We start from the raw sequence: 21,786 nt of genomic DNA on the forward strand, positions 1-21,786 counted from the left end.
CCGCGATCCCGGTGCTATCGCCATGGTCCCCCTCAGTCGAGGGTCGCCGCCGCGGCGGTCACGAGTGTCCGGGTCTGGTCGATGATGTCCAGGCGGTTCCGCTCGAACACCGGGTCGCTGATCTCCGTGGTGTTCCCGGGGCCGAACACGAGCACCGGCGTGTGCAGGTGCCCGCCGGGCATCGGCGCACCCAGGGCGTCGCGCAGCAGCGTCGTGCGGTACGCGATCTCGTTGGACAGGTAGTTGCCGCCGCTGCCCGCTCGCGCGATCGAACCCGGTGTCGGGCCGTTCGGCTGGAACACCGGGGCGGTCGCGCCCGCCGGGATCTCGGTCACGCTCGGGTTGATGTGCACCGGGAACCGCCCGGACGGCGCCGCGGCCATCTCGGCGGCGGGCAGCGTGCTCGGCACGAACTCGGGCGCGGGCGTCACGGTCGGCACGTGGGCGGGGATCGGGGCGACACCGGTGTAGGAGATGTTGTCGTTGTCGGGGAACCCGCCTCGCCAACGGCCGTTGTGGCCCTCGACGTCGAACCGGCCCGGCCTGCCCTGGCTCACGGTCACGAACATGTCGGCGCGGGCGCGGCCTTCCCGCAGGTGCGGCAGGAACGTGTCCTCCACCGTGCCCTGCTCGAACGGCCGCCACAGCACCGGGAAGATCGCCGTCTCGATCCGCGCGGGTCCGCTCGGCGTGCGCACGATGGTGCCGTCCAGCGCCAGCGCGGCGGCGCCGGACGGGTTGCTGCGCCGGATGTCGGCGTCGAGGATGAACGGGTCGAAGCCGCTGACCACGATCCGGTGGAATCCGCCGCCGGTCGGCAGCCGCATCGAGTCCTGCCCGCGGGAGGCGCGGTCGAACGTCAGGATCAGCGCTTCACGTTCCCGCGCGTCCAGTCCGCGTGCCGGTGTCCACTGGCGCAGCAGGCTGGTGAACCGCAGGCGTGCCCAGTAGAGCGGGCGGTCGTCGGTGACGGAGAGGCCGTCTGTCGGCACGGGGGCCTGCGCGCGGGCCACGGCCGCGGTCCACAGCGTCTTACCGGTCGCCGAGGCCAGCGCGGTCGCCGACGGCGTGCCAGGAAGCGCGCACAGCGCGGCGCTGAAGGTGGTCGCATACCGGTCGAAACCGCTGCGGCGCAAGATGTCTTGGGGGATCGGCCGGGTCAGCCGGTTCTCCTCGACGGTCAGCGCGACGGTCGGGTCGTAGCAGTCGCGCCGGTCCTCGGCGGCCGCCAGTGGCGCGCCCGCCACCAGTGCCGCGATCACAACGGCCCCGGCCAACACCTTGCTGATCACATCGTCTCCCATGCGGGTCGAGGAGTCGGCACCGCGCGCGCCGAGCCAAGACCATCCTGGTGCAGGGATCGGGGTCGTCCCCTATAGCGACATGGGTATCAATTCCCGCTATACCGAGAATAGGGGTCAACGTGGTCGCAGGAGGTCGAGGCATGATCGGTGGCCGGTGACAGCCACCCACGTCTCGACGGCTTGATCACGCCCGGAGTAGCTCCTGTATCTGTGTCATCTCGGCCCGTTGGCTGTCGATGATCTGTTGGGCCGGCGCCTTGGCGACGTCGCTGTGGCCCTTCTCCTCCACCTCGGCCATGTCGATCGCCTGGGCGTGGTGGGTGATCATGTCAGTGGGGAAGGTGATGCAAGGTGGGAACGATGCGCGGTTCCGCGCGAGCCCCGAGCGCCCGTACCCTGGCGGGGTGTCCGCGGTGAAGATCAATCGACCCCGGCGAGTGTCCCTCGCCGGGCTGATGGTCACCCTCCTGCTCGCCGCGGTGGCCACGCTGGGCTCGCACTGCACAGCCGCCGCCGAGACCACGACCCCCATCGCGATGGCGGACGCCGACGGTCATGGCGCGCACCACGGCGCCTTCGCTCGGATGGGACACCGGCCAATCGCCGATCAGACCGCTCACCGCGGCGCGACCGCGCCGGTGGCGCACTGGTCGGCAGCGGAGCAGACCACTCACCGCGGTGGCATCGCTTCGATTGCGCTCCGGCTAAACGCCGATCAGGCCGCTTACCGTGGCGGGACCGCTCCCGTGGCGCTGCGGCCGGTTGGCGGTCAGGCCGCGCACCCCGGTTCACCCGCCGAGTCCGGTTCGACCGGGCTCGTCGCCCTCTGTGTTTCCGTGGCGGTGGCCGTCCTGCTGGCGCTGGTGCGGCTCGGGCAGCCCCGCGCCGTCGAGGTTCGTGCGGCGATGAGCAGGATTCCCGCCGCGATGGCGAATCTGGTCTGGCCGAGCCCGGATCCGGTTCGCCTCTGTGTGCTGCGTACGTAGGAGAGGTCTGTCCGAAACCGGACCGCCGACCTCGACTCGACACGCAACCCCGAAAGGCACTTCCGTGGACCTTCTCGCTGTTCTCCTCACCGGCCTGCTGGCAGGCGGGATCTCCTGCGCCGCCGTGCAGGGCGGCCTGCTCGCGGGGCTCGTCGCCCGGCAGCGGCCCGACGACGCGGCGCCCGCCGGTCAGACCGCGCTCGCCCGCCTTGGTGACGACCTCGCGCCCGTCGGTGGCTTCATGGCGGGCAAACTGCTCTCCCACACCCTGCTCGGCGCCCTGCTCGGCGCGGTCGGCGGCGCCGTCCAGCTCTCCCTTGGCGCCCGCACGACACTGCAGTTCGTCGCCGGGGTGCTGATCATCGTCTTCGGGCTCTCGCAGCTCGGGGTGCCCGGGTTCCGGCGGATCGTCGTCATGCCGCCGCTGCCCTGGATGCGCATGGTCCGCAACCAGTCGCGCTCGCAGGCCGCGGTCGCGCCCGCGGTCCTCGGGTTCGCCACCGTGGTCATCCCGTGCGGGGTGACGCTCTCGGTCGAGGCACTGGCCCTGGCGTCCGGTTCGGCCCTCGCGGGCGCGGCGACCATGGCGGTCTTCGTGCTCGGCACCGGCCCGCTGTTCGCCGTCCTCGGCTACGCCGCCCGCAAGGCCGCCACCGCCTGGCGCGGCAGGCTGGCTATCGCCACCGGGGTCGTGCTGCTGCTGACCGGCCTCTACACGGTCAACGGCGGCTTGGAGCTGGCCGGGTCACCGCTGGCTATGAGCAGGCTGATGAGTTCCGAAGAGGTGATCGACCAGGCCGCGGCCACCATCACCGACGGCACGCAGGTCGTCGAGGTCATCGCCGTCACGGGCGCGTACCGCCCGCCCAACGTCGCCGCGCGGGCGGGCGTTCCGACGACCCTGCTGGTGCGCTCGCAGAACGCGAAGGGCTGCGTGCGGGCGCTGGTGGTGCCCTCCCGCGGCATCGAGCAGACGCTGCCGGTGAGCGGCGAGACCCGCATCGACCTCGGTGTGCTCGAACCCGGCACCCTCGAGTACTCGTGCTCGATGGGGATGTACACCGGGGTCATCACCGTCACCTGAGCACGCTCAGTGGTAGGCGTGGACCACGGCGTGGCCGAGGCCGCGGCCGATCATCCACCGGTTGATCGGCCAGGTGACGACGAAGGCCACACCCAGGGCGAACGCGAGGGCGCCCCAGAACAGCACGCTGCTCACGCCTGCCTCCATGGCGCCCGGCACGGCCACCATGATGGCGTTGTCGACGATCTCCATCACCGCGATGGACAGGGTGTCGGCGGCCAGCGCGACCTTGACGGCCTGCTTGAAGCTGACTCCCGCCCGCAGCACGCCGCGCATCGTCAGCGCGTAGCCGAAGAAGAAGGCGAGCGTGACGGCGAGCGCGATCGTGGCCACATTCCCCCAGCCCAGCGCGGTGCCGATCACCATGCCGAGCACCTCGCCGATGGCGCAGCCGGTGAGGCAGTGCAGGGTGGCCGACGCGGCCATCCGCCAGCTCACGGGGCTGTGGCCCATGGCGTCGTGGTGATGGTCATGCGCACCCATGTGCTGATGTTCTTCGCTGGACATCGGAGCCTCCGACCTTGTCGTGTATACCCGTGGGGGGTATTTGCAACGTAGCACCGTCAAGGGGAGGTGGCAAGGTTGTCTTTGATACCCCCTAGGGGTATGGTTGCGTCCAGTTCAACCGAAGGAGAGTGCCCCGATGTCCGAGTCCACCACCTACGCCGTCGCCGGGATGACCTGTGGCCACTGTGTCCAGTCCGTCCGGGATGAAGTCGGCCGCATCGACGGTGTCACGTCGGTCAAGGTCGACCTCCCGACCGGCGCGGTCACCGTGGAGAGCACCCGCGACCTCGCCGAAGCCGAGGTTCGCGCGGCAGTCGAGGAAGCCGGTTACGAACTGACCGCCTAGACCGGCGGCACGTCAGAAAGCAGAGACATGAAGACTCCAGCGAAGCTCACCGCCTACGGTGCGGCGCTCGTCCTGGTCGCCACCGGCGCCTGGGCGGTCGGCACCGCTGTCGGTCCCTTCTCCGCCCAGCCCGCGGCGCGGGCCCAGGCGCACGGGGCGACCCACGGCGACACTGTCCCGGCGAGCACGCCGAACGACCTGCCCGAGGGGCTGTCGTCGTCCAGGGGCGGACACACCTTCACGCCCACCCACGCGACGCTGCCCGCGGGCCCCGACCAGCCCTTCTCCTTCCGGATCACCAAAACCGGGGGACAAGCGGTCACCGCGTTCGACATCGAGCACGAGAAGCGGCTGCACCTCATCGTGGTGCGCCGCGACACCGCGGGCTTCCAGCACGTCCACCCGGAGATGGCGCCCGATGGGACGTGGACCGTCCGACTGAACCTGGCCAAGCCGGGCAGCTACCGGGCGTTCGCCGATTTCGCGCCGTCCGGCGGTGAAGGGATGACGCTCGGGGTGGACCTCGCGGTGCCCGGTGCGGTCGAGCCGGTCACCCACCCGGAGTCGCGAGTGTCCGCAGTGGACGACTACGAGGTGCGTCTCACCGGTGACCTGGTGGCGGGCTCATCCTCGAAGGTGACCTTGTCGGTGACCAAGGATGGCAAGCCGGTCGCCGACCTGCGGCCGTATCTCGGGTCGTACGGGCACCTGGTCGCGCTCCGGCAAGGCGACCTCGCGTACCTGCACGTGCACCCGGAAGGCGTGCCCGGCGACGGCAAGACCCAGCCGGGCCCGGAAGTCGTGTTCTTCGCCGAGGTTCCGACCACCGCCACATACCGGCTGTTCCTCGACTTCCAGCACGAGGGCGTGGTGCGCACGGCCGAGTTCACCGTGTCCACAGCGGACAAGTCCCCGGCTGTCGAACCGCCTGCTCCGTCCATTTCGGACGCACCTGGCCACGGCCACAACTGACGCGCGAGGAGGAGAAGAGATGACCACGAACATCGTCACGGCCCGCCCGGCTGAGATCGAACTCGCCATCGGCGGCATGACGTGTGCCTCGTGCGCCAATCGGATCGAGCGCAGGCTCAACAAGCTCGACGGGGTGACCGCGACTGTCAACTACGCCACCGAGAAGGCGAAAATCGTCTACACCGACGGTGTCGACCCGGCCGAACTCGTCGCCCAGGTCGAGGCCGCTGGATACACCGCGACCGTGCCCCGCGCAGCGCCCGAGCCCGACTCGGCGCCGCCCGTGGACCCGTTGCGGCAGCGGCTGATCGGCTCGGTCCTGCTGTCGGTGCCGGTCATCGCGATGGCGATGGTCCCGGCGCTGCAGTTCACCTACTGGCAGTGGATCTCACTGGTGCTCGCCGCGCCCGTCGTCGTGTGGGCGGCGTGGCCGTTCCACCAGGCGGCGTGGGCGAACCTGCGGCACGGCGCCGCGACCATGGACACCCTGATCTCGATGGGCACCCTGGCCGCGTTCGGCTGGTCGCTGTACGCGCTGCTGTTCGGCTCGGCGGGCGTGCCCGGCATGACCCACCCGTTCGAACTCACCATCCGCCGCATGGGCGGGGAAGCGAGCATCTACCTAGAGGTCGCGGCGGGCGTGACCACGTTCATCCTCGCCGGCCGCTACTTCGAGGCCAGGGCCAAGCGTCGCGCCGGATCGGCGTTGCGGGCGCTGCTGGAACTGGGCGCGAAGGATGTCGCCGTCCTGCGTGACGGCGTCGAGGTCCGGGTGCCGATCGAGCAACTGGCCGTGGGCGAGCGGTTCGTCGTGCGGCCGGGGGAGAAGATCGCCACCGACGGCGTCATCGAGGACGGCAAGTCCGCTGTGGACGCCGCGATGATGACCGGCGAGTCGGCCCCGGTCGAGGTCGGCCCGGGTGACGCCGTGGTCGGGGCGACGGTGAACGCGGGCGGCAGGCTGCTCGTGCGGGCCACCCGGGTCGGTTCCGACACCCAGCTGGCGCAGATGGCGAAGCTCGTCGAGGACGCGCAGACCGGCAAGGCCGCGGTGCAGCGGCTGGCCGACCGGGTGTCCGGCGTGTTCGTGCCGATCGTGATCGCCCTGGCGCTGGGCACGCTGTTCTTCTGGCTCGGCGCCGGGGTCGGCGCCACCGCGGCCTTCACCGCCGCTGTGGCCGTGCTGATCATCGCCTGCCCGTGCGCCTTGGGCCTGGCGACGCCGACCGCGCTGCTGGTGGGCACGGGCCGGGGAGCGCAGCTCGGGATTCTGATCAAGGGCCCGGAGGTCCTGGAGTCCACGCGTCGGATCGACACGATCGTGCTCGACAAGACGGGCACGGTGACCACCGGCCGGATGTCCCTTGTGGACGTCGTCACCGCCGAGGGCGTCGACCGCGACGAGGCGCTTCGGCTGGCGGGCGCGGTGGAGCACGCGTCGGAACACCCGATCGCGCAAGCCATCGCGGTGGCCGCCCAGGGCTTGGGCGACCTGCCGCCGGTCGAGGACTTCAGCGCGACCGAGGGCCTGGGCGTGCACGGCGTCGTCGACGGCCACGCCATCCTGGTCGGCCGCACCGAGTTGTTGCGGGCGTGGAGTGTCGACCTGCCCGGTGACCTCGCCGAGGCGAAGGCGGCGGCCGAGGCCCAAGGCCGAACCGCCGTCGTGGTCGCCTGGGACGGCGAGCCCCGGGCCGTGCTCGTGGTCGCCGACACGGTCAAGCCGACCTCGGCGGACGCCGTCCGCATGCTGCGCGGTCTGGGTTTGACGCCGGTGCTGCTGACCGGCGACAACGCGGCCGTGGCCGAGTCGGTCGCCCGCGAGGTCGGCATCGATGAGGTCATCGCGGAGGTCCTCCCGCAGGACAAGGTCGACGTGGTCACCCGACTGCGGAAGGAAGGCAAGGTCGTCGCCATGGTCGGCGACGGCGTGAACGACGCGGCGGCGCTGGCCAAGGCGGACTTGGGATTGGCCATGGGCACGGGCACTGACGTGGCCATCGAGGCGGCGGACCTCACCTTGGTCCGGGGTGATCTACGGGCGGCGGCGGACGCGATCCGCTTGTCCCGCAGCACTTTGGCGACGATCAAGGGCAATCTGTTCTGGGCGTTCGCCTACAACGTGGCCGCTTTGCCGTTGGCCGCCGCGGGCCTGCTGAACCCGATGCTGGCGGGTGCGGCGATGGCGGTGAGTTCGGCCTTCGTGGTCGCGAATAGCTTGCGGCTGCGGCGATTCCGGTCGAGCACGGTCTAAACAGGACCGACCGACAGGCGATGCCGCCTCCGAGTCAGTGGGGGCGGTATCACCTTGCGCACACAGGGCCCGGTATCTATTCCTCGGGTCGGAGAGCGGCATTCCCGTGAACTCGGCCCGCGAGCTCAGACCAAGTTTGCGCATCGCCTGACCGACGTGTTTCTCCACTGTGCGGGTCGAAAAGTAGAGCGCTTCGGCGACTTGGCGATTCGTCTTGCCCGCCGCGACCATGTCCACGACCTCGCGTTCCCGGGGCGAGAGGTCGCCGCCGTAGCCCTTGCGGCCGCGCGGAGTTCCCTGGCGGAACCGGCGGCTCAGCCGGACGCAGCGGGCGGCGTCCTTGGTCAGCCCCAGTTCGGTGGAGGCGGTCGCCGCGCGGTCGGACGGTGCTCGCGCGCAAGTGGGCCGATCAACCACGACACCTGCTACCAGTCGAACGTCCGCTGGGCCGAGCTGCTCGGCGCGAAGGTCAACGAGGTGCTCACCCGCACCAGCGCGTCCAAAGTGGACATCGTGTCGCGCTCGATGGGCACACTGAACAGCCGATGTTGCGTCAAGTCGCCGGCTGCGCGGGCAAGACCGAACGCTGGATCTCGCCGGCGGGCGCCAACCTGGGCGCCGGTGCGGCCAACACTGCGCGTTCCTCGTGACCTGGCGCAATAGTCTGTTTAGATTGGTCGACATGACCGACGCCTCGCGCACCCGTCGCAGCTACGACCTCGTCGCCGAGCGGTACGCCGCCGAACTGGGGGACGAGTTGCGGCACAAGCCGCTCGACCGCGCCCTGCTCGACGCCTTCGCGGAGCTGGCGGGCGGTCCCGTCGCCGACCTCGGCTGCGGTCCGGCGCACGTCGCCGGCTACCTCGGCGACCGCGGTGTCCCCGTCGTCGGTATGGACCTTTCGCCCGCGATGTGCGCCGCCGCCCTGAAGTCGGGCATCCCGGCCTCCGCCGCCGACCTGGCCGCGCTCCCCATCCGGTCGGACGCGCTGGACGGCATCGTCTGCCTCTACGCCGTCATCCACCTCGACACCGACCACCGCGCCGCGGCCTACGCCGAGTTCGCGCGGGTCCTGCGGCCAGGCGGGCACGCGCTGATCGCCTTCCACACCAGCGACGCCGACATCCCCACCGGCGGCGCGCGGCACCTCGACGGCTGGTGGGGCCACGACGTGGACCTCACCTTCCACTTCCTCGACCCCACAGCCGAAACCGGGGCGCTCGCCGCGGCAGGCCTGACCGTCGTCGCCCGCCTCGACCGGGCCCCGCACGGTCCCGAACACGCCAGCGACCGCTGCTACCTGCTTCTACGGCGATCGCCCACTGACTGATCAGGCGTGCTTGGGACGCGTGCGGCTCGCGCCGGTTTGGTCAGGCCTGGAACTGGCCCGGTCGCCTGCCGTCGCCTGCCGGGCCGCGGTAGGCCTGGGCGATGTCGAGCCAGTGCTCGGCGTCCGAGCCGACCGCCTTGAGCGCGAGGTCGTCGCGGTGCCTGCGGCGGGTGACCAGCAGGCAGAAGTCCTCCGCCGGGCCGGTGATCCGCTGCTCGGCGTCGGCCGGTCCGAACTCCCACGTGGCGCCGGACGGCGCGGTGAGCTCGTAGCGGAACTGGACGTCGGGCGTGGGCAACCCGCGCGACTGGTAGCCGAAGTCCCACGTGAGGGTCGCGAACCAGGCGATGTTCCACAGCCGGTCGGTGTACACCCGGCTGACGCCGACCGCGTCGGCGACGTCCTGGCCGTGGGCGAAGAGCTCCATCATGCCCGCGCAGGCGAGCACGGCGGGCGGCAGCGGCCGGACGAGCCACGGCACGACCTGGTCGCCCGGCACGGCGGCCAGCGCCTTGATCGCGGTGTCGCGTTCCTCGCGCCAGCGCGACAGCAGCACGTTCGGCGGGTCGCCGAGGTACTGGCCGAGGGCGGCGTTGACCGCGCCCTCGAAGTCCGACGCGGCCTTCGCCGCCATCGCCTTGAAGACCTCCGGCTCGGCGGCCGCGGTGCCCGCGAGACGGAAGATGAAGGCCAAGTGGGCGACCTGGTGGGCGACCGTCCAACCAGGTGCCGGGGTCGACTGCCCCCAGGCGTCGTCGGCGAGTCCGGCGAGGATCCCCTCGACCTCCTCGCCCTCCGCGGTCAGGTCGGCGATCACGTCTCGCTGCGTCACGTGCTTTGTCCTCTCGACCGTCGCTTGCCTCCTTCCAAGGATGACCGGGCCGCGCTTCGCTGTCTTATCCGCGCGTGCCCTTTGCTTGTCCGCCAAAGGTTCGACGGGAAGGTCCGCCGCCGATCACTAGGCATTCTCGCCTCGCCTAGCGTTGAGTGAGGTCCGCTGCTTGGTTCCGCTTCGCGCGGTCGATCTCGGAGACGATCTCGTCGGCGCGAGTTCGCTCGCGACTGGCCCAGTACTGGGCCTCGTGGTGATGTCCGCGGTCGATCTCCGCGACCTCCGCGTAGACGCTCGCGCTGTATCGATAGAAGGTCAGCCACTCGGTCAGCGGCGCGCTTTGCCGTGGCCGTTGGCTGCCGAGCAGCTCGTTCGCCTGGGCGAGGGTTCGTATCTCGCGGCCACCCGGCTTGCCTCGCGAGTTCATGACACGCCGTCCTTCCGTTGTCCTCCGGTACGACGGAAGGTAGCCACATCCCGAGTTCCGAGCAAGAATAAAAATGTGAGCTGGTACAAAATGTGCGACTATGTGACGATGTTGAGAGCCGAAGCGAGCTTCCGTAGGTCAGACGTGTTGATATCGCCATCGCGAAGCGCGTCCCGCACGAGGTCGTGGACCGTCGGGTGGGCGCTCACCTGCTCGGGGGCGATCTCGTACGCCTTGCGGAGTGTGTCCAGCAGCGCCGATGTCTGACGGCGCTGCGCATGTGCCCGTGCCACGTCGATCAGCATCTGAGCCTGTCGCTCGGGGGAAAGCGACGACACATCAGCTTTCCCCGCCACGCGCAGTGCCCGACCGGCGTCGCCCAACTCGACCGCGATGCTGATCTCGTGGAGCGCGACATTCGTCGGCCCGAACTCGGTGTTGTGGCTGTTGCTGTCCGAGCCGATCCTCTTGGCCGCTCGGCTGGCTTTCGCCAGATACGAATAGGCCTCGTCGCCTTCGTTCGATCGGGCTGACGCCACCGCCAGCTGAAGGAACAGGGCTCCGGTGAGCGCGACAGCACCAAGGTCGCCTTTCTCGGCCAACCGGCTGAGGGCGTTGACGGCGGTGGTCGCCGTGCGCTTCACCAGATCGAACCGACGCGCCTGTTGGAAGACGATCGCGAGGCGGAAGGCTCCCGCGCCCATCAGCAATGGGTCATCGGCGTCCTCGGCCGCCGCGATCGAGCGGTCGACCGCCACCCAGGCCGCCGCCGTCTCACCCAGCTTCGACAACACGCCCGCCGCCGCGTGATAGGCCTTCGCCTTGGCGGCGCAGAGGTGTCGCCGGTGTGCCCCCGTGGTCTTCCTCGACGCGTATTCGAGTTCGGGGATCAGCGTGCCCAGAAGGTGACTCAGATCCTCGTGGCGGGAATCGTGCGCGAACTCCCAAGCCTGGTCCGCCCGAAGGCTGAGCCGCTCCACGTCAACCGGTGAGACCTCGGCGAGCACCGCGTGAAGCGCGTCGCTGGAACACAGCGCGAGGCTGAGCGCGGTAGCGGCCCGCGGTCGTTCCGGGGGCGCGACGACGCTCTCCGTGGCGAGCTCGGACAGCGGGACGTCGAGAACTTCCGCGAGCTTCTCGAGAACCGACATGCGATCCACGTGCCGCACGCCTCGCTCGACCTGGCTGACCCAACTCTCGGAGCGTGACAGCCGTGCGGCGAGTTCACGCTGCGAGAGTCCCAGTCGGCTCCGGTGAAACGCGACCTGCCGCCCCAACGCCTTGGCGTCCGCGGGTTTCACAGCTGGATCCCCTTGCCTATCGGCGAAGTCAGGAACTCCACCCGGAGATCGGCCACATACTGCTCCCGTGCGGCCAGGAACCTCTTCGTATGCGCCTGCCGCTCGTGGTCTTCGAAAGCCCCCCGGCTCGCATAGAGCTCATAGAACACCCGGGACAGCGGCTCGCCTTCGACGGAATGCACCGCGTAGATCAGAGTCCCCGGCTCACGCTCGGCGATCTGTGGGACGAGTTCGGCGACAAGCGCGTCGAAACCCTCTGCCGCGTTCTCGTCAAGAAGGTCGAATCGGACGGTCAAAGCCCACATGCGCAGCTCCATTCGTGCGGAGCCGGCAGACTAGCACTTTTAGTACTAGCTCACACGTGAGCTGCGCTGGCAACAAAGGCGCCGCAGCCGGACGGGCTGGGCGCCTTCGGTGTTGGTACCTGAGGAGCGTGCGGCTATGCGGCGTCGCGTAGCCGCTCGGCGGCGCGTAGTTGGCGCTCCTCCTCGTCGGCGGCGATGTCGGCCACGATGTCGGCCCAGACGATCCCCGCGGCGAGATTCGGGTTGTGCTGAGGGGCCGGCGTGATACCCACCAGCTCGTCGACGAGGGTGACCGGGATGGCGGGCGGCTCTTCGATCTGTTGCCTGCGGCGCTGCGGTGTTGCGTCGGATAGTGACACGGCGGTGCTCTCCGTTCCTTGTCGGGTACCGGACAGTTCTTGCTACGGCTCGTAAGGGCTGACGGTGACCGGCACGCCGTTGAACACGGCGTTGCCGGACGGGACGTCCACGACCAGCTCGTCGGTCAGCGCGTTCGCGTTGACGCCGGGGTTCTGCGCGGCCACCCGCTGTTCGCTGCCCTTGTGTCCCCACCCGTGCGGGATGCTCACGACACCCGGCCTGATCGAGTCGGTCGGCTCGACGGCGACGATCACCTCGCCGGTGGCGGAGCGCACGACCGCCTGCTCACCAAGCCCGTACTTGGCGACGTCGGCCGGGTTGACGTGCAGCGTGCACCGGTTGCTCCCGCCGAGGAGGGACGGGACGTTGTGCAGCCAGCTGTTGTTGGAGCGCAGCTGGCGCCGCCCGATCAGCACCAGCTCCGGGGCCGGGGCGGCCAGCTTGGCGCGCAGCCTGCCGAGGTCCTCGACCACCGGGGGCGGGGTGAGTTCGACCCGGCCGGACGGCGTGCACAGCAGGTCCTTCAGCCGCGGCTCGAGCGGCCCGAGGTCGATGCCGTGCGGGTTCTCCCGCAGCCGCGCCAGCGACAGGCCGTACGGACCGAGCTTGAGCATGATGTCCAGCATCAGCTCGGGCCCGCTGTCGCCGTCGAGCTCGGCGCGCACCTCGGCCGGATCCCGGCCCTGGTACGGCGAACCAGGGATCTGGGTGGCCGCGCCGACGAGCTGCCCGACGATCGTCTCGTCGAGCCCGGCGGGGTCGGCCGTCGCGCCCGCGCCCGCCGCGATCAGGGTCAACCGGGCCAAGATCTCGGCCTCGGACCGCTGGTCCGGCTCCAGCGGCAGGATCGCGGGGGAGAACCTGGTGTAGTTGCGCACCGTCACGATCTGCAGCAGGAAGTCGTAGTGCGGCATCTGCAGCATGCGCGGCGGCGGCAGGATGACGTGGGCCCGCCGGGTCGTCTCGTTGAGGTACGGGTCGACGCAGACCATGAACTCCAGGTCCTCGAACGCCCGCTCGAGCCGGGGCCCGTTGGGGGCCGCGAGCACCGGGTTGGCCGCGATCGCCACCAGCGCCCGCACCTGGCCCTCGCCGGGGGTCTCGATCTCGTCGGCCAGTGTGGCCGTCGGCAGCTCGCCCAGCGCCTCCGGCAGGCCGCGGACCCGGCTGCGCCAGCGGCCCGCCTCGAACGGCTCGCCGGAGCGGAACACCTCCAGCGCGGCGGTCTTGGTGAACATGGTCCCGCCTGGGCGGTCCAGGTTGCCGGTCAGGATGTTGACCACGTCGACCAGCCACTGGGTCAGCGTGCCGAACTCCACCACCGACCCGCCCATGCGCGAGTAGACGGCGGCTGTCGGCGCCGCCGCGAGCTCGCGGGCCAGCCGGGCGATGTCCTCGGCGGGCACGCCGCAGACCCGTTCGGCCACCGCGGGGGTGAACTCCGCCGCCAGCTCGCGCAGTTCGTCGAGGCCGTTGACGTCGAGTGTGACCGTGGCCAGGTCCTCCGTCAGCAGTGTGTTGACGACGGCGAGCAGCAGGAACGGGTCGGTGCCCGGTCGGACCGGCAGGTGCTCGTCGGCGATCGCCGCGGTCCTGGTGCGCCGCGGGTCGATCACGACCAGCTTGCCGCCACGCTCGCGCAACGCCCGCAGCCTGCGGGGGAAGTCGGGTGCGGCGCACAGGGAACCGTGTGACTCCATGGGGTTCGCGCCGATGACCAACAAGTAGTCGGTGCGGTCGACGTCGGGCACCGCGATCGCGAACGGGTCGCCGTACAGGTGGCCGCAGGCCACGTGCTTGGGCATGTGGTCGATGGTGCCGGAAGAGTAGGTGTTGCGGGTGTTCAGCGACTGGGTCAACGGCATCCGGTACATGAACCCGGCCATCGTGTGGTAAGTCGGGTTGCCGAAGAAGACGGCGACGGCGTCGCGGCCGTGCTTCTCGATGACGCCTGACAGCCCTCGGTCGACGGCTTCGAACGCCTCGTCCCAGCTTGCCTCCCGCCACTGGTCGCCCTCGCGGATCATGGGATGCCGCAAGCGATCCGGGTCCTCGTCGAGGCGTCCCAGGCTCGCGCCCTTCGGGCAGATGTAGCCCTTCGAGAACGGATCGTCGGCGTCACCGCGCACCTTCGTGACGCGACCCGCGGGGTCGAGATCGATCTTCAGGCCGCAGACGGCGTCACAGATGGGACACGTCCGGTGCGCGGTGGTCATCGACACTCCTGTGGTGGGATCGCCCATAAGGGCACGGCCACGGGAGTCCCGACGGAACTCCCGTGGCCGATGTGGACAGTGGGTGCCGTCACGCCGCCTTCGGCAGCTCGACGGGCTCGCCGAACGCGGGCTGGACGCCCGGGGCCACCTCGAACACGAACGGCTCCCGGCTTTCCTTCGACGGGCCGAACAGCGACTTCCACAGCACCTTCAGCGCGAAGCCCGGCCGCATCATCGACTCGGGTTTCTCGATGAGGCCCGCGACCTTGAAGTACGCGGCGGTGATGTCGCCGTCGCGGGTCGCGGCGATCTGGACCCGCTTCAGGAACCAGTTGCCCACGCGGATCTTGACGGTGCGCTCGCCCTTGACCCCCGGCAGGCTCAGGTCGATCTGGTTGGTCATCTCCCACGCCTGGTCGATGGCGTCGTGCGCCTGGTCGCGGAAGTAGTCCTGCGGCACCGGCGCGGCACCGCTGTGCAGGTGCTGGCGCAGGACCAGCGCGCACAGCGCCGCGACGCTCATGCCCTGTGCGTACACAGGGTTGAACGTGGTGACGGCGTCGCCGGTGACGAGCAGGCCCTCGGGGAAGCGGCGCAGTTTGTGGTAGTGCCGGCGAAGCGTCGTCGGGAACTTGAACGGCATCGCCTTGTCGACCGGGTCCGCGTAGCGCAGCGTCTCGTAGACGTCTTTGGCGGGCAGCGACTTCAGCCACTCCATGAGCGCGTCGTATTCGGTGGGCGGGTGGTCGCCGAGGATGCCGTAGGTGGTCAGCTCCACCTTGCCGTCCTCCACGAGGAAGAAGACGTTGCCCCGGGGCGCGGCGGCGTTCGCGATCTGGTTGATCGCCACGTCGTTGACGAAGCCGTTGGCGCCGGGGCGCAGGCGGAAGTGCTGCGTCACGTAGCCGAGGTCGATCTTCTTGCGCTCCTCGAACGGCTTCTCGTAGCCGAGTTCCTCAAGCCAGACCGGGGTTCGCGAGCCGCGACCGGTGGCGTCGATGACCAGGTCGGCCTCGATGACCGTGGCGGTGTCGGTGCCGCGCTTCTGCACCCGTGCCCCGGTGACCCGGCTCTTGTCGGCCGTCGTGGTGAGGCCGAGGATGTCGTGCTCCTCGATGAAGGCCACGTTGGGGATCTGCTGCACCCGCTCGCGGAGGAAGTACTCGAACAGCGGCCGCACCACGCCGAGGGTCTGCAGTCCGGCGTGCTGTTGCTTGAGGCGGTTGCCCCTGGCGTACCAACGGCAGCTGCCGGACAGGTCACCGGTCGGGACGCCGTAGTCGATCATCTCCTGGGTGAGCCCGGGGAAGAGCTCCTCCATCACCTGCACGCCGCGGGCGAGCAGCCCGTTCGCCTGGTGGCTCTGCGGGCAGAATCGCCGCACTCCCTTGACGCCGACGAGTTTGTCGCGGTCCACGATGTGCACCTCGTCGTAGGCGTCCGCGAGCACCCTGGCCGCGAACAACCCGGCAATACTGCCGCCGAGCACCACCGCGCGAGTCCCAGCCTGCTGGCCCATCGCGGTCACCTCCTTGAATCCGTGGTTGGCATTCCTGGACGTCCTCACATCGGGAATGAGCTGACGATGCCGCCGTCGACACCGAGGTCCTGACCGGTGATGAAGGAAGCGCGTCGGGACAGCAGGAACGCCACCGCGTCGGCGACTTCCTCGGGCTTGCCGAGCCTGCCGAGCGGGACCAAGCCGCTGATCCCCGCGCGCGCCTGCTCGTTGGGGGCGACCTCGTCGAGCATGTCTGTCTCGATGAAACCGGGGCTGACCGCGTTGACCCGGATTCCTCGACCCGCCAGGTCGGCGGCGAGCGAACGGGTCAGGTTGGTCACCGCGGCCTTCGTCGCGGCGTACACCGAGGCCGGACCCATGCCGCGGTGCGCGAGGCAGGTGCCGTTGACCACAATGGCGCCGCCCGCGTCGAACAGGGTCACCGCTTTCTGGATCGTGAAGAACGCACCCTTGAAATTGATGCCGACGACCCGGTCGAAATCGGCTTCGCTGACATCGGCGCTCAGTGCGTTGAAAGAAATACCGGCATTGGCGAAAACGCCGTCCAGCCTGCCGTACCGCTGCTGGATCCGGCCGATCAATTCGTCGAGGTCTTCGGTGCGGGACACGTCGGTGGCCACGGCGAGAACCCGGTCACCGTCGGGATCGAGCTCCTTCGCCGCGGCGTCGATCCGATCGACGCGGCGGCCGGCGATCACGACATTCGCGCCCGCGTCCACTAATCGTCGGGCGGTGGCAAAGCCGATTCCGCTCCCACCGCCGGTAATGAGAACGGTTTTGCCGTCGAATTCAGACATGCGGCAAGCCTGACATCCGCCCCCCGCGCGCGGCATCTCCGGCGTTGCGGCGGATCGGGGGCCGCTTCGTGGCAGAGCGCAACCTCGAAGATGTCGAATCCGGTCGGGGCGAGGACAATCGACCGGTGGAGTATCGCGCGCGAAACCGCGCGTCGACACCGGGCCCGACCTTATGCGCGAGCAGTGCCCGACGAAAGGGAAGAGGCAAGTCTGATGGGCAAGGTAATCATCACGTTCCAGACGTCGGCCGATGGCAGCATCGGCCCGGAGATGGGATGGCATCAGGGTGGCGGCCAGGACGGCGCCGACGCCGACGATCTTGTTCTCGGGGACGCGATGCTGCTCGGCCGCAAGACGTTCGAGACCATCGCCCCGTACTGGAAGCCTCGCAACGACCCGTTCTCCGAGCGGGTGAACAGCATGCCGAAGTACATCGCCTCGACGACGCTGACCGAGCCGCTCGACTGGAACGCGACGCTCATCAAGGGCGACTTCGTCGACGAGGTGCGCCGGATCAAGGCCGACCACACCGGCAACCTGCTGAGCTACGGCTGCGGTGAACTGGCTTTCAACCTGGTCAAGCACGGCCTCGCGGACGAGATCCACTTCTGGGTGCACCCGATTGTCTGGAGCGAGCCGGTTCGGCCGTTCCACGGCCTCGGCCACGTGCGGATGAAGCTCAAGGCCGCCCACGTGTTGCACACCGGCGTCATCCTGCAGAAGTACGAACCGCTGTCGGTCGACGCGTAGCCACTCGGACACGACATGCCGCGGCGCCTCCCGGAGAACCCGGGAGGCGCCGCCGCATTTTCCGGGCCTCTTCGACGAGAGCGCGGAGTGTCCATTTGGGCCGGACGGACCTCCGCAACCACGAGGATGCGGGTCCTACTGGGAACGACCATGGTGTGTTCGACACTGTGGGGCCGACCAAAGCGGAGGGCGACAAATGCCTCAACAAACCGAGTTACCCGCGCGGGCGGACATCACGGGGTCTCGCCTGCCATCGCTGACGGGACTGCGGTTCATCGCCGCGCTGATGGTCTTCGCTTTCCACGGGGTCCTGTATGCCGGGCTGTTCTCTTCGCCCGGCACCACGGAGACACTCGGCGCGGTCGTGGGCGGGGGCGGCTGGACCGGGGTCTCGTTCTTCTTCATCCTCAGTGGATTCGTCCTGACCTGGTCGGTGCGGTCCGCGGACACGGTGCGGAAGTTCTACCGGCGGCGATTGTTCAAGATCTTCCCCAATCACCTGGTGACCGCCGTCGTCGCCTTCGTCCTGCTGATCGTGGTCACGGGCGCGGCCGCCAAGGGCACCTGGTGGTACAACCTGCTGCTGATCCAGGCTTGGTTCCCGGACCTGTCCGTGCTCTACAGCGGCAACGTGGTGTCCTGGTCGCTGTCCTGTGAACTGCTGTTCTACCTCGCGTTCCCGGCCCTGTACTTCGGCATCAAGCGGGTTCGCCCCGAGCGGCTCTGGGCCTGGACCGGCGTGGTTGTGCTGGCGATCTTCCTCGTTCCGACGCTGGCCACCGTGCTGCCGGAGGCGCAGGCGCTTGCCGGTGGCGCGATGATGCCGACCGGCCTGACCCTGTTCGAGCAGTGGTTCGTCGCCTCGTTCCCGCCGGTGCGGATGCTGGAGTTCGTGTTCGGCATCTTCCTGGCCCGGATCGTCATCACCGGCCGGACGATCCCGCTCGGCTTCGGTGGCGCGGTGGCGCTCGCGGTGGCCGCCTACGCGCTCACGCCGCTGTTCTCCGGTCCCTACCGGGTCGCGGCCACGATGGTCGTGCCGCTCGGCCTGATCATCATCGCCGGCGCGAAGATGGACGCCGCGAAGGAAGACAGCTGGTTGTCCAGCCGGTTCATGGTCTGGCTCGGCGACATCTCGTTCGCCTTCTACATGGTCCACCAGCTGGTCCTGGACTATGGTCACCGGTTGCTCGGGCAGACCACGAGCTGGAGCACCCCGGTCGGGCTGGCTGTGCTCGCGCTGCTGTTCGCGGGCGCGCTCCTGGCCGCGACGGTGCTGTACACGTGCGTCGAACGCCCGATCATGCGCCGCTTCGCCAGCTCCCGCCGCCCGCAGCTGGCCTCCGTGCCTGCCGCGCCCCTTGCGGCCGCTCCACCCGGGGGTGACCGCCTCGCCTCCTGAGGACACACACGAACCGCGCGGGTCAGACACATCGTCTGGCCCGCGCGGTCGTGTGTGTTCAGGAGGTCAGTGTCGGGTGCGCTGGGCGGCGGCCGGGTCTTGCGTGGATCTGGATGATCTGTGCGGGGTGCGGGGGTGCGGGAAGAGGCGAACCGGCGGTGACGGTGGTGCGCACTTGGTGCGGCGCCCTGGATACGGAGGAACTCGACTTGCTCGCGTTGGGTGTGGAGGGCATCCGCGGTAACGGCGGTGTGGACCGCGGACCAAGTGTGTCGAGTGTGGACAGCGCCGGGTTTGTCTGTGTCACCTGCTGAAGTTCGGTCTCCGCCGCTCAAGGCGAGCGTTGCGGGAATGGGCCGAACTGTCGGAACCGCTCAGGACGCGGGTGTGGCATCCCGCGACTCTGCCCGCGCGGGCTGGTAGATGCCTGCCACGAGCCGCTCCGGCAGCCCGCGGGCGGCGAACAACGCCACACCGGTCACCGCCGTCACCGCGGCCAGCGCGAGGAACACTCCGGACCCGGTCCAGTGGTAGACCAGCGCCCCGATCAGCGGCCCGACGATGAAGCCGATGTCCGATACCAGACCGAACGCGCCGAACGCACGCCCCAACTGGTGGCGCGGGACCAGGTTGACCCCTTGACGCGCCACCATGTACAGCACCGGCTGAGCGGCCATGAACAGCAGGAATCCGGCGCACAGCGCGACAATGCCGTCGGTGAGACCGAGAACGGCCAGCCCGATGGTCTCCACGCCGAACGACACGCCCGCGACCACCAGCAGCGGCTTGCGCTCGACCACCCGCGACGACGCCATAGTGCCCACCATGAACACCGCGAGGCCAATGCTGAAGATCACGGAGGTGAATGCGACGCCATCGCCGGTCACGCGGTCGAGGTGCAGCGGGAGCACTGGCTCCATCGCGGCGAATACCGCGTTGTTCACCAGGTCGACCACGGCGAACAAGCCGACCAGCACCGCGACCAGCCGCATCGTCGCGCCGGTCGCCGCCCCATCCTGCCCAGTGTCGCTTTCGGACTCTTGCCGCGTGCGCAGCGAGTGGCGCATGCCCAGCAGCAGCACTCCGCCCCCCGCCGTGACCGCGGCACCGGTCAGGAACACGCCGGTGAAGCCGAGGAACGGATACAGCGCGCCCACGAGCAGCGGCCCGATGACCATGCCGCCCGCGCACGCCGCGCCGAACCAGCCCATGACCTTGGACGTGCCGTACTCGGATTCGCCCCCGAGGGCGCTGGCCAGCCGGTAGAGCGCCGGCATCGTGAGGCCTTCGGCGACGCCCCAGGCCAGCCGCCAGGCCAGGATCTGCCAGCCCGCGCCCGCGAAGGCGAGGCCGGCGATGCTTCCCGCGGTCATCCCGAGACCGAGGAAGCCGAGCAGCGCCGGGTTGTCGACGCGGTCGACAAGGATGCCGCCCAGCGGCTGCGCCAGCGCCTTGGCGAGCGCGAAGCCGCCGAACGCCGCCGCGATCTCGAACGGCGAGAGGTGGAATCGGTCGCTGAGGGTCGGGACGAGCGGGATCAACACGGTGTAGGCGACGTTCATCATCGCCGCGCTCAGCAGCAGTGCGGCGATCTTCGCGCGAATACCGGTCGTCACAAGATCGGCTCCTGGTCAGGATGACCCTGTGCGGTGACACAGGAACGGTGCAGGGCCGCCAGCCGCGGGCGGTAGCGGGCCACCTGCTCCGGCCGGGCCGCGTACCACAGCGACCACAGCCCGACCCCGTCGAAACCGTGGCGGACCTTGAAGTCGTCGTTGCCCCGACCGAACTCCAGCCGCTGCCAGCCGCGCTCGACACCCTGGGCCAACAGCTCATAGAGCATGAACGGGTACGGGCTGACCAGGTGGTAGACGGTGTGGTCGGTGCCGCCCGCCCACAGGTACAGCTTGCTGTCGTGCTCGATGGCCACGAACGCGCCGATGACGACGCCCTCCCACTCGGCCTGGATCAGCCGGGCGCCGGGCACGGTGAGCACGGCGGCGATAGTCGCGTGGTCGTAGAGCGCGGGCCAGCCGTGCTTGACCGCGGAACCGTTGGTCAGTTCCACGACTCGATCGATGTCCGCGGCGGTCGGCGCGAACTCCTCGACCAGCTTGACGCCCTTCTCGGTCGCCCGCCGCCACCGCCTGCGCCACTCGCTGCGCGGGTGCTGCTTGGTATCGCCCATCACCGGGTCCTTGCCGACACCGGGCACCCGGTAGTACGACATGTCCAGACGGATCACCGCGTCCGGTTCGCGCACCGCGGCCCACTTGCGGGCGTCGGCGTCCGGCAGGTTGAACACCATGGCGCCCGCGGTGTCGAGATCGGCCGCCTGTGCCCGGGCGTCGTCGACGAGGTCGGCGACCGCGGTGGGATCGGCGGTGAGGAACGTCGGCCCGTACACCGAGTAGACCGAGCCGACGGTGAGCAACGGTCGATCCCACGTCGGCGGTAACCCGGCCTCGACCTCATAACCCAGCCAGAACGGGGAGGACTCCAGCAGATAGCGCCCCGGGGCGCCAAGGTGGAGCACCCGCTGTTGTTCGATGGTCGACTTGCTCCACGCATCCAGCCATTCGTCGGTGTCGAAGACGGTGTGACGGCGGATGTCCGGGGCGAGGGTCATCGGAACTCCCTGGGTTGGCCTGGACTCGACTTCGACGATAACGCCGCCGCTGCCCCATGGGCAGGCCGGCAAATGGAATGCGCATTCTCGAAGAAGTCGGGTGGCAATCCAGAAGATGCCCCGGCCCGCGGCGATCGCGATGCTGGAACCCGATGCCCCACACCGGCATCTGCCGGCGCGAATCATCGGAGACGAGAATGTCGAGCACCGCACGCGGAGTGTTGTGGTGGTTCCCGTTCATCGTCCTCGTCGCGGCCACCGATGTGTATACGGGATTCATCGTTCAGTCGTTCGATCCGGTGGAAATCGTGGTGTCGGTGCTGATCCTGGTGCTCGTCACGCTCGGTGTGGTGGCGTGCCACCGATACGAGACGGCGCCGCCCGCCACGGTCACGGCGGATGTCCGGCCCACGCCATACCCGGTCGCCGACCGGCTGGCCGCCTGAACCGACCACGAACCTG

22 protein-coding genes and 1 pseudogene are annotated in these 21,786 nt (G+C 69.4%); 9 read left to right on the forward strand and 14 right to left on the reverse strand.

From position 1 onward, the window contains the following. Positions 1-32 precede the first annotated feature (32 nt). On the reverse strand, positions 33-1,292 hold the full coding sequence (locus ACUZ2Y_RS25710; protein WP_476323541.1) for a pyroglutamyl-peptidase I: 1,260 nt from the start codon (positions 1,290-1,292) through the stop codon (positions 33-35). A 196-nt stretch (positions 1,293-1,488) separates the two neighbouring features. Continuing rightward, positions 1,489-1,836, reverse strand: coding sequence for a DUF305 domain-containing protein (locus ACUZ2Y_RS25715; protein ID WP_476323544.1), 348 nt, complete (start codon positions 1,834-1,836; stop codon positions 1,489-1,491). A 4-nt stretch (positions 1,837-1,840) separates the two neighbouring features. Between ACUZ2Y_RS25715 and ACUZ2Y_RS25720 the strand changes: the two genes are divergently transcribed. Together ACUZ2Y_RS25720 and ACUZ2Y_RS25725 are read left to right on the forward strand one after the other, a co-directional pair. Beyond that, the gene (locus ACUZ2Y_RS25720; RefSeq protein ID WP_476323547.1) at positions 1,841-2,290 is read left to right on the forward strand and encodes a hypothetical protein; all 450 of its coding nucleotides are present in this window, start codon (positions 1,841-1,843) and stop codon (positions 2,288-2,290) included. Between the two features lie 64 nt (positions 2,291-2,354). Then, entirely contained in the window at positions 2,355-3,374 is a 1,020-nt protein-coding gene (locus tag ACUZ2Y_RS25725) for a sulfite exporter TauE/SafE family protein (RefSeq protein WP_476323550.1), read from the forward strand. Positions 3,375-3,380: 6 nt separating this feature from the next. Here the strand turns inward: ACUZ2Y_RS25725 and ACUZ2Y_RS25730 are convergent, their stop codons facing one another. Continuing rightward, positions 3,381-3,857, reverse strand: coding sequence for a DUF4396 domain-containing protein (locus tag ACUZ2Y_RS25730; RefSeq protein ID WP_476323553.1), 477 nt, complete (start codon positions 3,855-3,857; stop codon positions 3,381-3,383). A 160-nt stretch (positions 3,858-4,017) separates the two neighbouring features. Between ACUZ2Y_RS25730 and ACUZ2Y_RS25735 the strand changes: the two genes are divergently transcribed. The 3 genes from ACUZ2Y_RS25735 to ACUZ2Y_RS25745 are packed head-to-tail and all read left to right on the forward strand — an operon-like array spanning position 4,018 to position 7,453. Further along, positions 4,018-4,227 carry a heavy-metal-associated domain-containing protein gene (locus ACUZ2Y_RS25735; protein ID WP_476323556.1) on the forward strand — a complete coding sequence of 70 codons (210 nt, stop codon included), beginning with the start codon at positions 4,018-4,020 and terminating at the stop codon, positions 4,225-4,227. Positions 4,228-4,254: 27 nt separating this feature from the next. Next, positions 4,255-5,199 carry a hypothetical protein gene (locus tag ACUZ2Y_RS25740; RefSeq protein ID WP_476323559.1) on the forward strand — a complete coding sequence of 315 codons (945 nt, stop codon included), beginning with the start codon at positions 4,255-4,257 and terminating at the stop codon, positions 5,197-5,199. A 19-nt stretch (positions 5,200-5,218) separates the two neighbouring features. After that, a complete protein-coding gene (locus ACUZ2Y_RS25745) occupies positions 5,219-7,453 on the forward strand; it encodes a heavy metal translocating P-type ATPase (protein ID WP_476323562.1) in 2,235 nt (744 codons plus the stop codon). Between the two features lie 117 nt (positions 7,454-7,570). Here ACUZ2Y_RS25745 and ACUZ2Y_RS25750 read toward each other — a convergent pair. Continuing rightward, positions 7,571-7,870 (reverse strand): annotated as a pseudogene (locus ACUZ2Y_RS25750) (response regulator transcription factor); the annotation flags it as partial. Positions 7,871-8,135: 265 nt separating this feature from the next. Here ACUZ2Y_RS25750 and ACUZ2Y_RS25755 point away from each other — a divergent pair. After that, complete coding sequence (locus tag ACUZ2Y_RS25755; protein ID WP_476323565.1) at positions 8,136-8,783, forward strand: class I SAM-dependent methyltransferase; 648 nt, start codon at positions 8,136-8,138, stop codon at positions 8,781-8,783. A 40-nt stretch (positions 8,784-8,823) separates the two neighbouring features. On the opposite strand, the gene ACUZ2Y_RS25760 is transcribed toward ACUZ2Y_RS25755, so the two are convergent. From ACUZ2Y_RS25760 to ACUZ2Y_RS25795, 8 genes are all read right to left on the reverse strand, one after another. After that, a complete protein-coding gene (locus tag ACUZ2Y_RS25760; RefSeq protein ID WP_476323568.1) occupies positions 8,824-9,615 on the reverse strand; it encodes a TIGR03084 family metal-binding protein in 792 nt (263 codons plus the stop codon). Between the two features lie 145 nt (positions 9,616-9,760). After that, entirely contained in the window at positions 9,761-10,042 is a 282-nt protein-coding gene (locus tag ACUZ2Y_RS25765) for an AMED_5909 family protein (protein ID WP_476323571.1), read from the reverse strand. A 98-nt stretch (positions 10,043-10,140) separates the two neighbouring features. Beyond that, positions 10,141-11,319, reverse strand: a complete 1,179-nt coding sequence (locus ACUZ2Y_RS25770) for a helix-turn-helix domain-containing protein (RefSeq protein ID WP_476323573.1) — start codon at positions 11,317-11,319, stop codon at positions 10,141-10,143. Positions 11,320-11,339: 20 nt separating this feature from the next. Further along, complete coding sequence (locus ACUZ2Y_RS25775; RefSeq protein ID WP_476323576.1) at positions 11,340-11,660, reverse strand: putative quinol monooxygenase; 321 nt, start codon at positions 11,658-11,660, stop codon at positions 11,340-11,342. A 122-nt stretch (positions 11,661-11,782) separates the two neighbouring features. Then, positions 11,783-12,007, reverse strand: a complete 225-nt coding sequence (locus ACUZ2Y_RS25780; RefSeq protein ID WP_476323579.1) for a hypothetical protein — start codon at positions 12,005-12,007, stop codon at positions 11,783-11,785. 42 nt (positions 12,008-12,049) lie between these two features. Beyond that, positions 12,050-14,224, reverse strand: a complete 2,175-nt coding sequence (locus ACUZ2Y_RS25785; RefSeq protein WP_476323582.1) for a molybdopterin-dependent oxidoreductase — start codon at positions 14,222-14,224, stop codon at positions 12,050-12,052. An 88-nt stretch (positions 14,225-14,312) separates the two neighbouring features. Continuing rightward, complete coding sequence (locus tag ACUZ2Y_RS25790; RefSeq protein WP_476323585.1) at positions 14,313-15,743, reverse strand: FAD-dependent oxidoreductase; 1,431 nt, start codon at positions 15,741-15,743, stop codon at positions 14,313-14,315. Between the two features lie 44 nt (positions 15,744-15,787). Then, complete coding sequence (locus ACUZ2Y_RS25795; RefSeq protein WP_476323588.1) at positions 15,788-16,702, reverse strand: SDR family NAD(P)-dependent oxidoreductase; 915 nt, start codon at positions 16,700-16,702, stop codon at positions 15,788-15,790. Between the two features lie 54 nt (positions 16,703-16,756). Between ACUZ2Y_RS25795 and ACUZ2Y_RS25800 the strand changes: the two genes are divergently transcribed. Further along, entirely contained in the window at positions 16,757-17,293 is a 537-nt protein-coding gene (locus ACUZ2Y_RS25800) for a dihydrofolate reductase family protein (protein WP_476323591.1), read from the forward strand. A 196-nt stretch (positions 17,294-17,489) separates the two neighbouring features. Continuing rightward, positions 17,490-18,695, forward strand: a complete 1,206-nt coding sequence (locus ACUZ2Y_RS25805; protein WP_476323594.1) for an acyltransferase family protein — start codon at positions 17,490-17,492, stop codon at positions 18,693-18,695. 374 nt (positions 18,696-19,069) lie between these two features. Here the strand turns inward: ACUZ2Y_RS25805 and ACUZ2Y_RS25810 are convergent, their stop codons facing one another. Next, positions 19,070-20,311, reverse strand: coding sequence for an MFS transporter (locus ACUZ2Y_RS25810; protein WP_476323597.1), 1,242 nt, complete (start codon positions 20,309-20,311; stop codon positions 19,070-19,072). Continuing rightward, positions 20,308-21,324: a GNAT family N-acetyltransferase gene (locus ACUZ2Y_RS25815; RefSeq protein WP_476323600.1), complete on the reverse strand. Its 1,017-nt coding sequence runs from the start codon at positions 21,322-21,324 to the stop codon at positions 20,308-20,310. The genes ACUZ2Y_RS25810 and ACUZ2Y_RS25815 overlap by 4 nt, the downstream gene beginning before the upstream one ends. 197 nt (positions 21,325-21,521) lie before the next feature. Between ACUZ2Y_RS25815 and ACUZ2Y_RS25820 the strand changes: the two genes are divergently transcribed. Further along, positions 21,522-21,770, forward strand: coding sequence for a hypothetical protein (locus tag ACUZ2Y_RS25820; RefSeq protein WP_476323603.1), 249 nt, complete (start codon positions 21,522-21,524; stop codon positions 21,768-21,770). The last annotated feature ends 16 nt before the right edge of the window (positions 21,771-21,786 follow it).

It is taken from the genome of Actinokineospora sp. UV203, from assembly GCF_056323665.1.

What these genes read in the sequence shown, in the direction of transcription:
- ACUZ2Y_RS25715 (WP_476323544.1), bottom strand. Translation starts at nt 1,836, where the DNA reads ATGGGGGTCGTGGTCTCGGCGGCGGCTGTGCAGTGCGAGCCCAGCGTG.
- ACUZ2Y_RS25720 (WP_476323547.1), top strand. Translation starts at nt 1,841, where the DNA reads ATGGCGGACGCCGACGGTCATGGCGCGCACCACGGCGCCTTCGCTCGG.
- ACUZ2Y_RS25730 (WP_476323553.1), bottom strand. Translation starts at nt 3,857, where the DNA reads ATGGGTGCGCATGACCATCACCACGACGCCATGGGCCACAGCCCCGTG.
- ACUZ2Y_RS25735 (WP_476323556.1), top strand. Translation starts at nt 4,018, where the DNA reads ATGTCCGAGTCCACCACCTACGCCGTCGCCGGGATGACCTGTGGCCAC.
- ACUZ2Y_RS25740 (WP_476323559.1), top strand. Translation starts at nt 4,255, where the DNA reads ATGAAGACTCCAGCGAAGCTCACCGCCTACGGTGCGGCGCTCGTCCTG.
- ACUZ2Y_RS25745 (WP_476323562.1), top strand. Translation starts at nt 5,219, where the DNA reads ATGACCACGAACATCGTCACGGCCCGCCCGGCTGAGATCGAACTCGCC.
- ACUZ2Y_RS25755 (WP_476323565.1), top strand. Translation starts at nt 8,136, where the DNA reads ATGACCGACGCCTCGCGCACCCGTCGCAGCTACGACCTCGTCGCCGAG.
- ACUZ2Y_RS25765 (WP_476323571.1), bottom strand. Translation starts at nt 10,042, where the DNA reads ATGAACTCGCGAGGCAAGCCGGGTGGCCGCGAGATACGAACCCTCGCC.
- ACUZ2Y_RS25775 (WP_476323576.1), bottom strand. Translation starts at nt 11,660, where the DNA reads ATGGAGCTGCGCATGTGGGCTTTGACCGTCCGATTCGACCTTCTTGAC.
- ACUZ2Y_RS25785 (WP_476323582.1), bottom strand. Translation starts at nt 14,224, where the DNA reads ATGACCACCGCGCACCGGACGTGTCCCATCTGTGACGCCGTCTGCGGC.
- ACUZ2Y_RS25790 (WP_476323585.1), bottom strand. Translation starts at nt 15,743, where the DNA reads ATGGGCCAGCAGGCTGGGACTCGCGCGGTGGTGCTCGGCGGCAGTATT.
- ACUZ2Y_RS25800 (WP_476323591.1), top strand. Translation starts at nt 16,757, where the DNA reads ATGGGCAAGGTAATCATCACGTTCCAGACGTCGGCCGATGGCAGCATC.
- ACUZ2Y_RS25805 (WP_476323594.1), top strand. Translation starts at nt 17,490, where the DNA reads ATGCCTCAACAAACCGAGTTACCCGCGCGGGCGGACATCACGGGGTCT.
- ACUZ2Y_RS25815 (WP_476323600.1), bottom strand. Translation starts at nt 21,324, where the DNA reads ATGACCCTCGCCCCGGACATCCGCCGTCACACCGTCTTCGACACCGAC.
- ACUZ2Y_RS25820 (WP_476323603.1), top strand. Translation starts at nt 21,522, where the DNA reads ATGTCGAGCACCGCACGCGGAGTGTTGTGGTGGTTCCCGTTCATCGTC.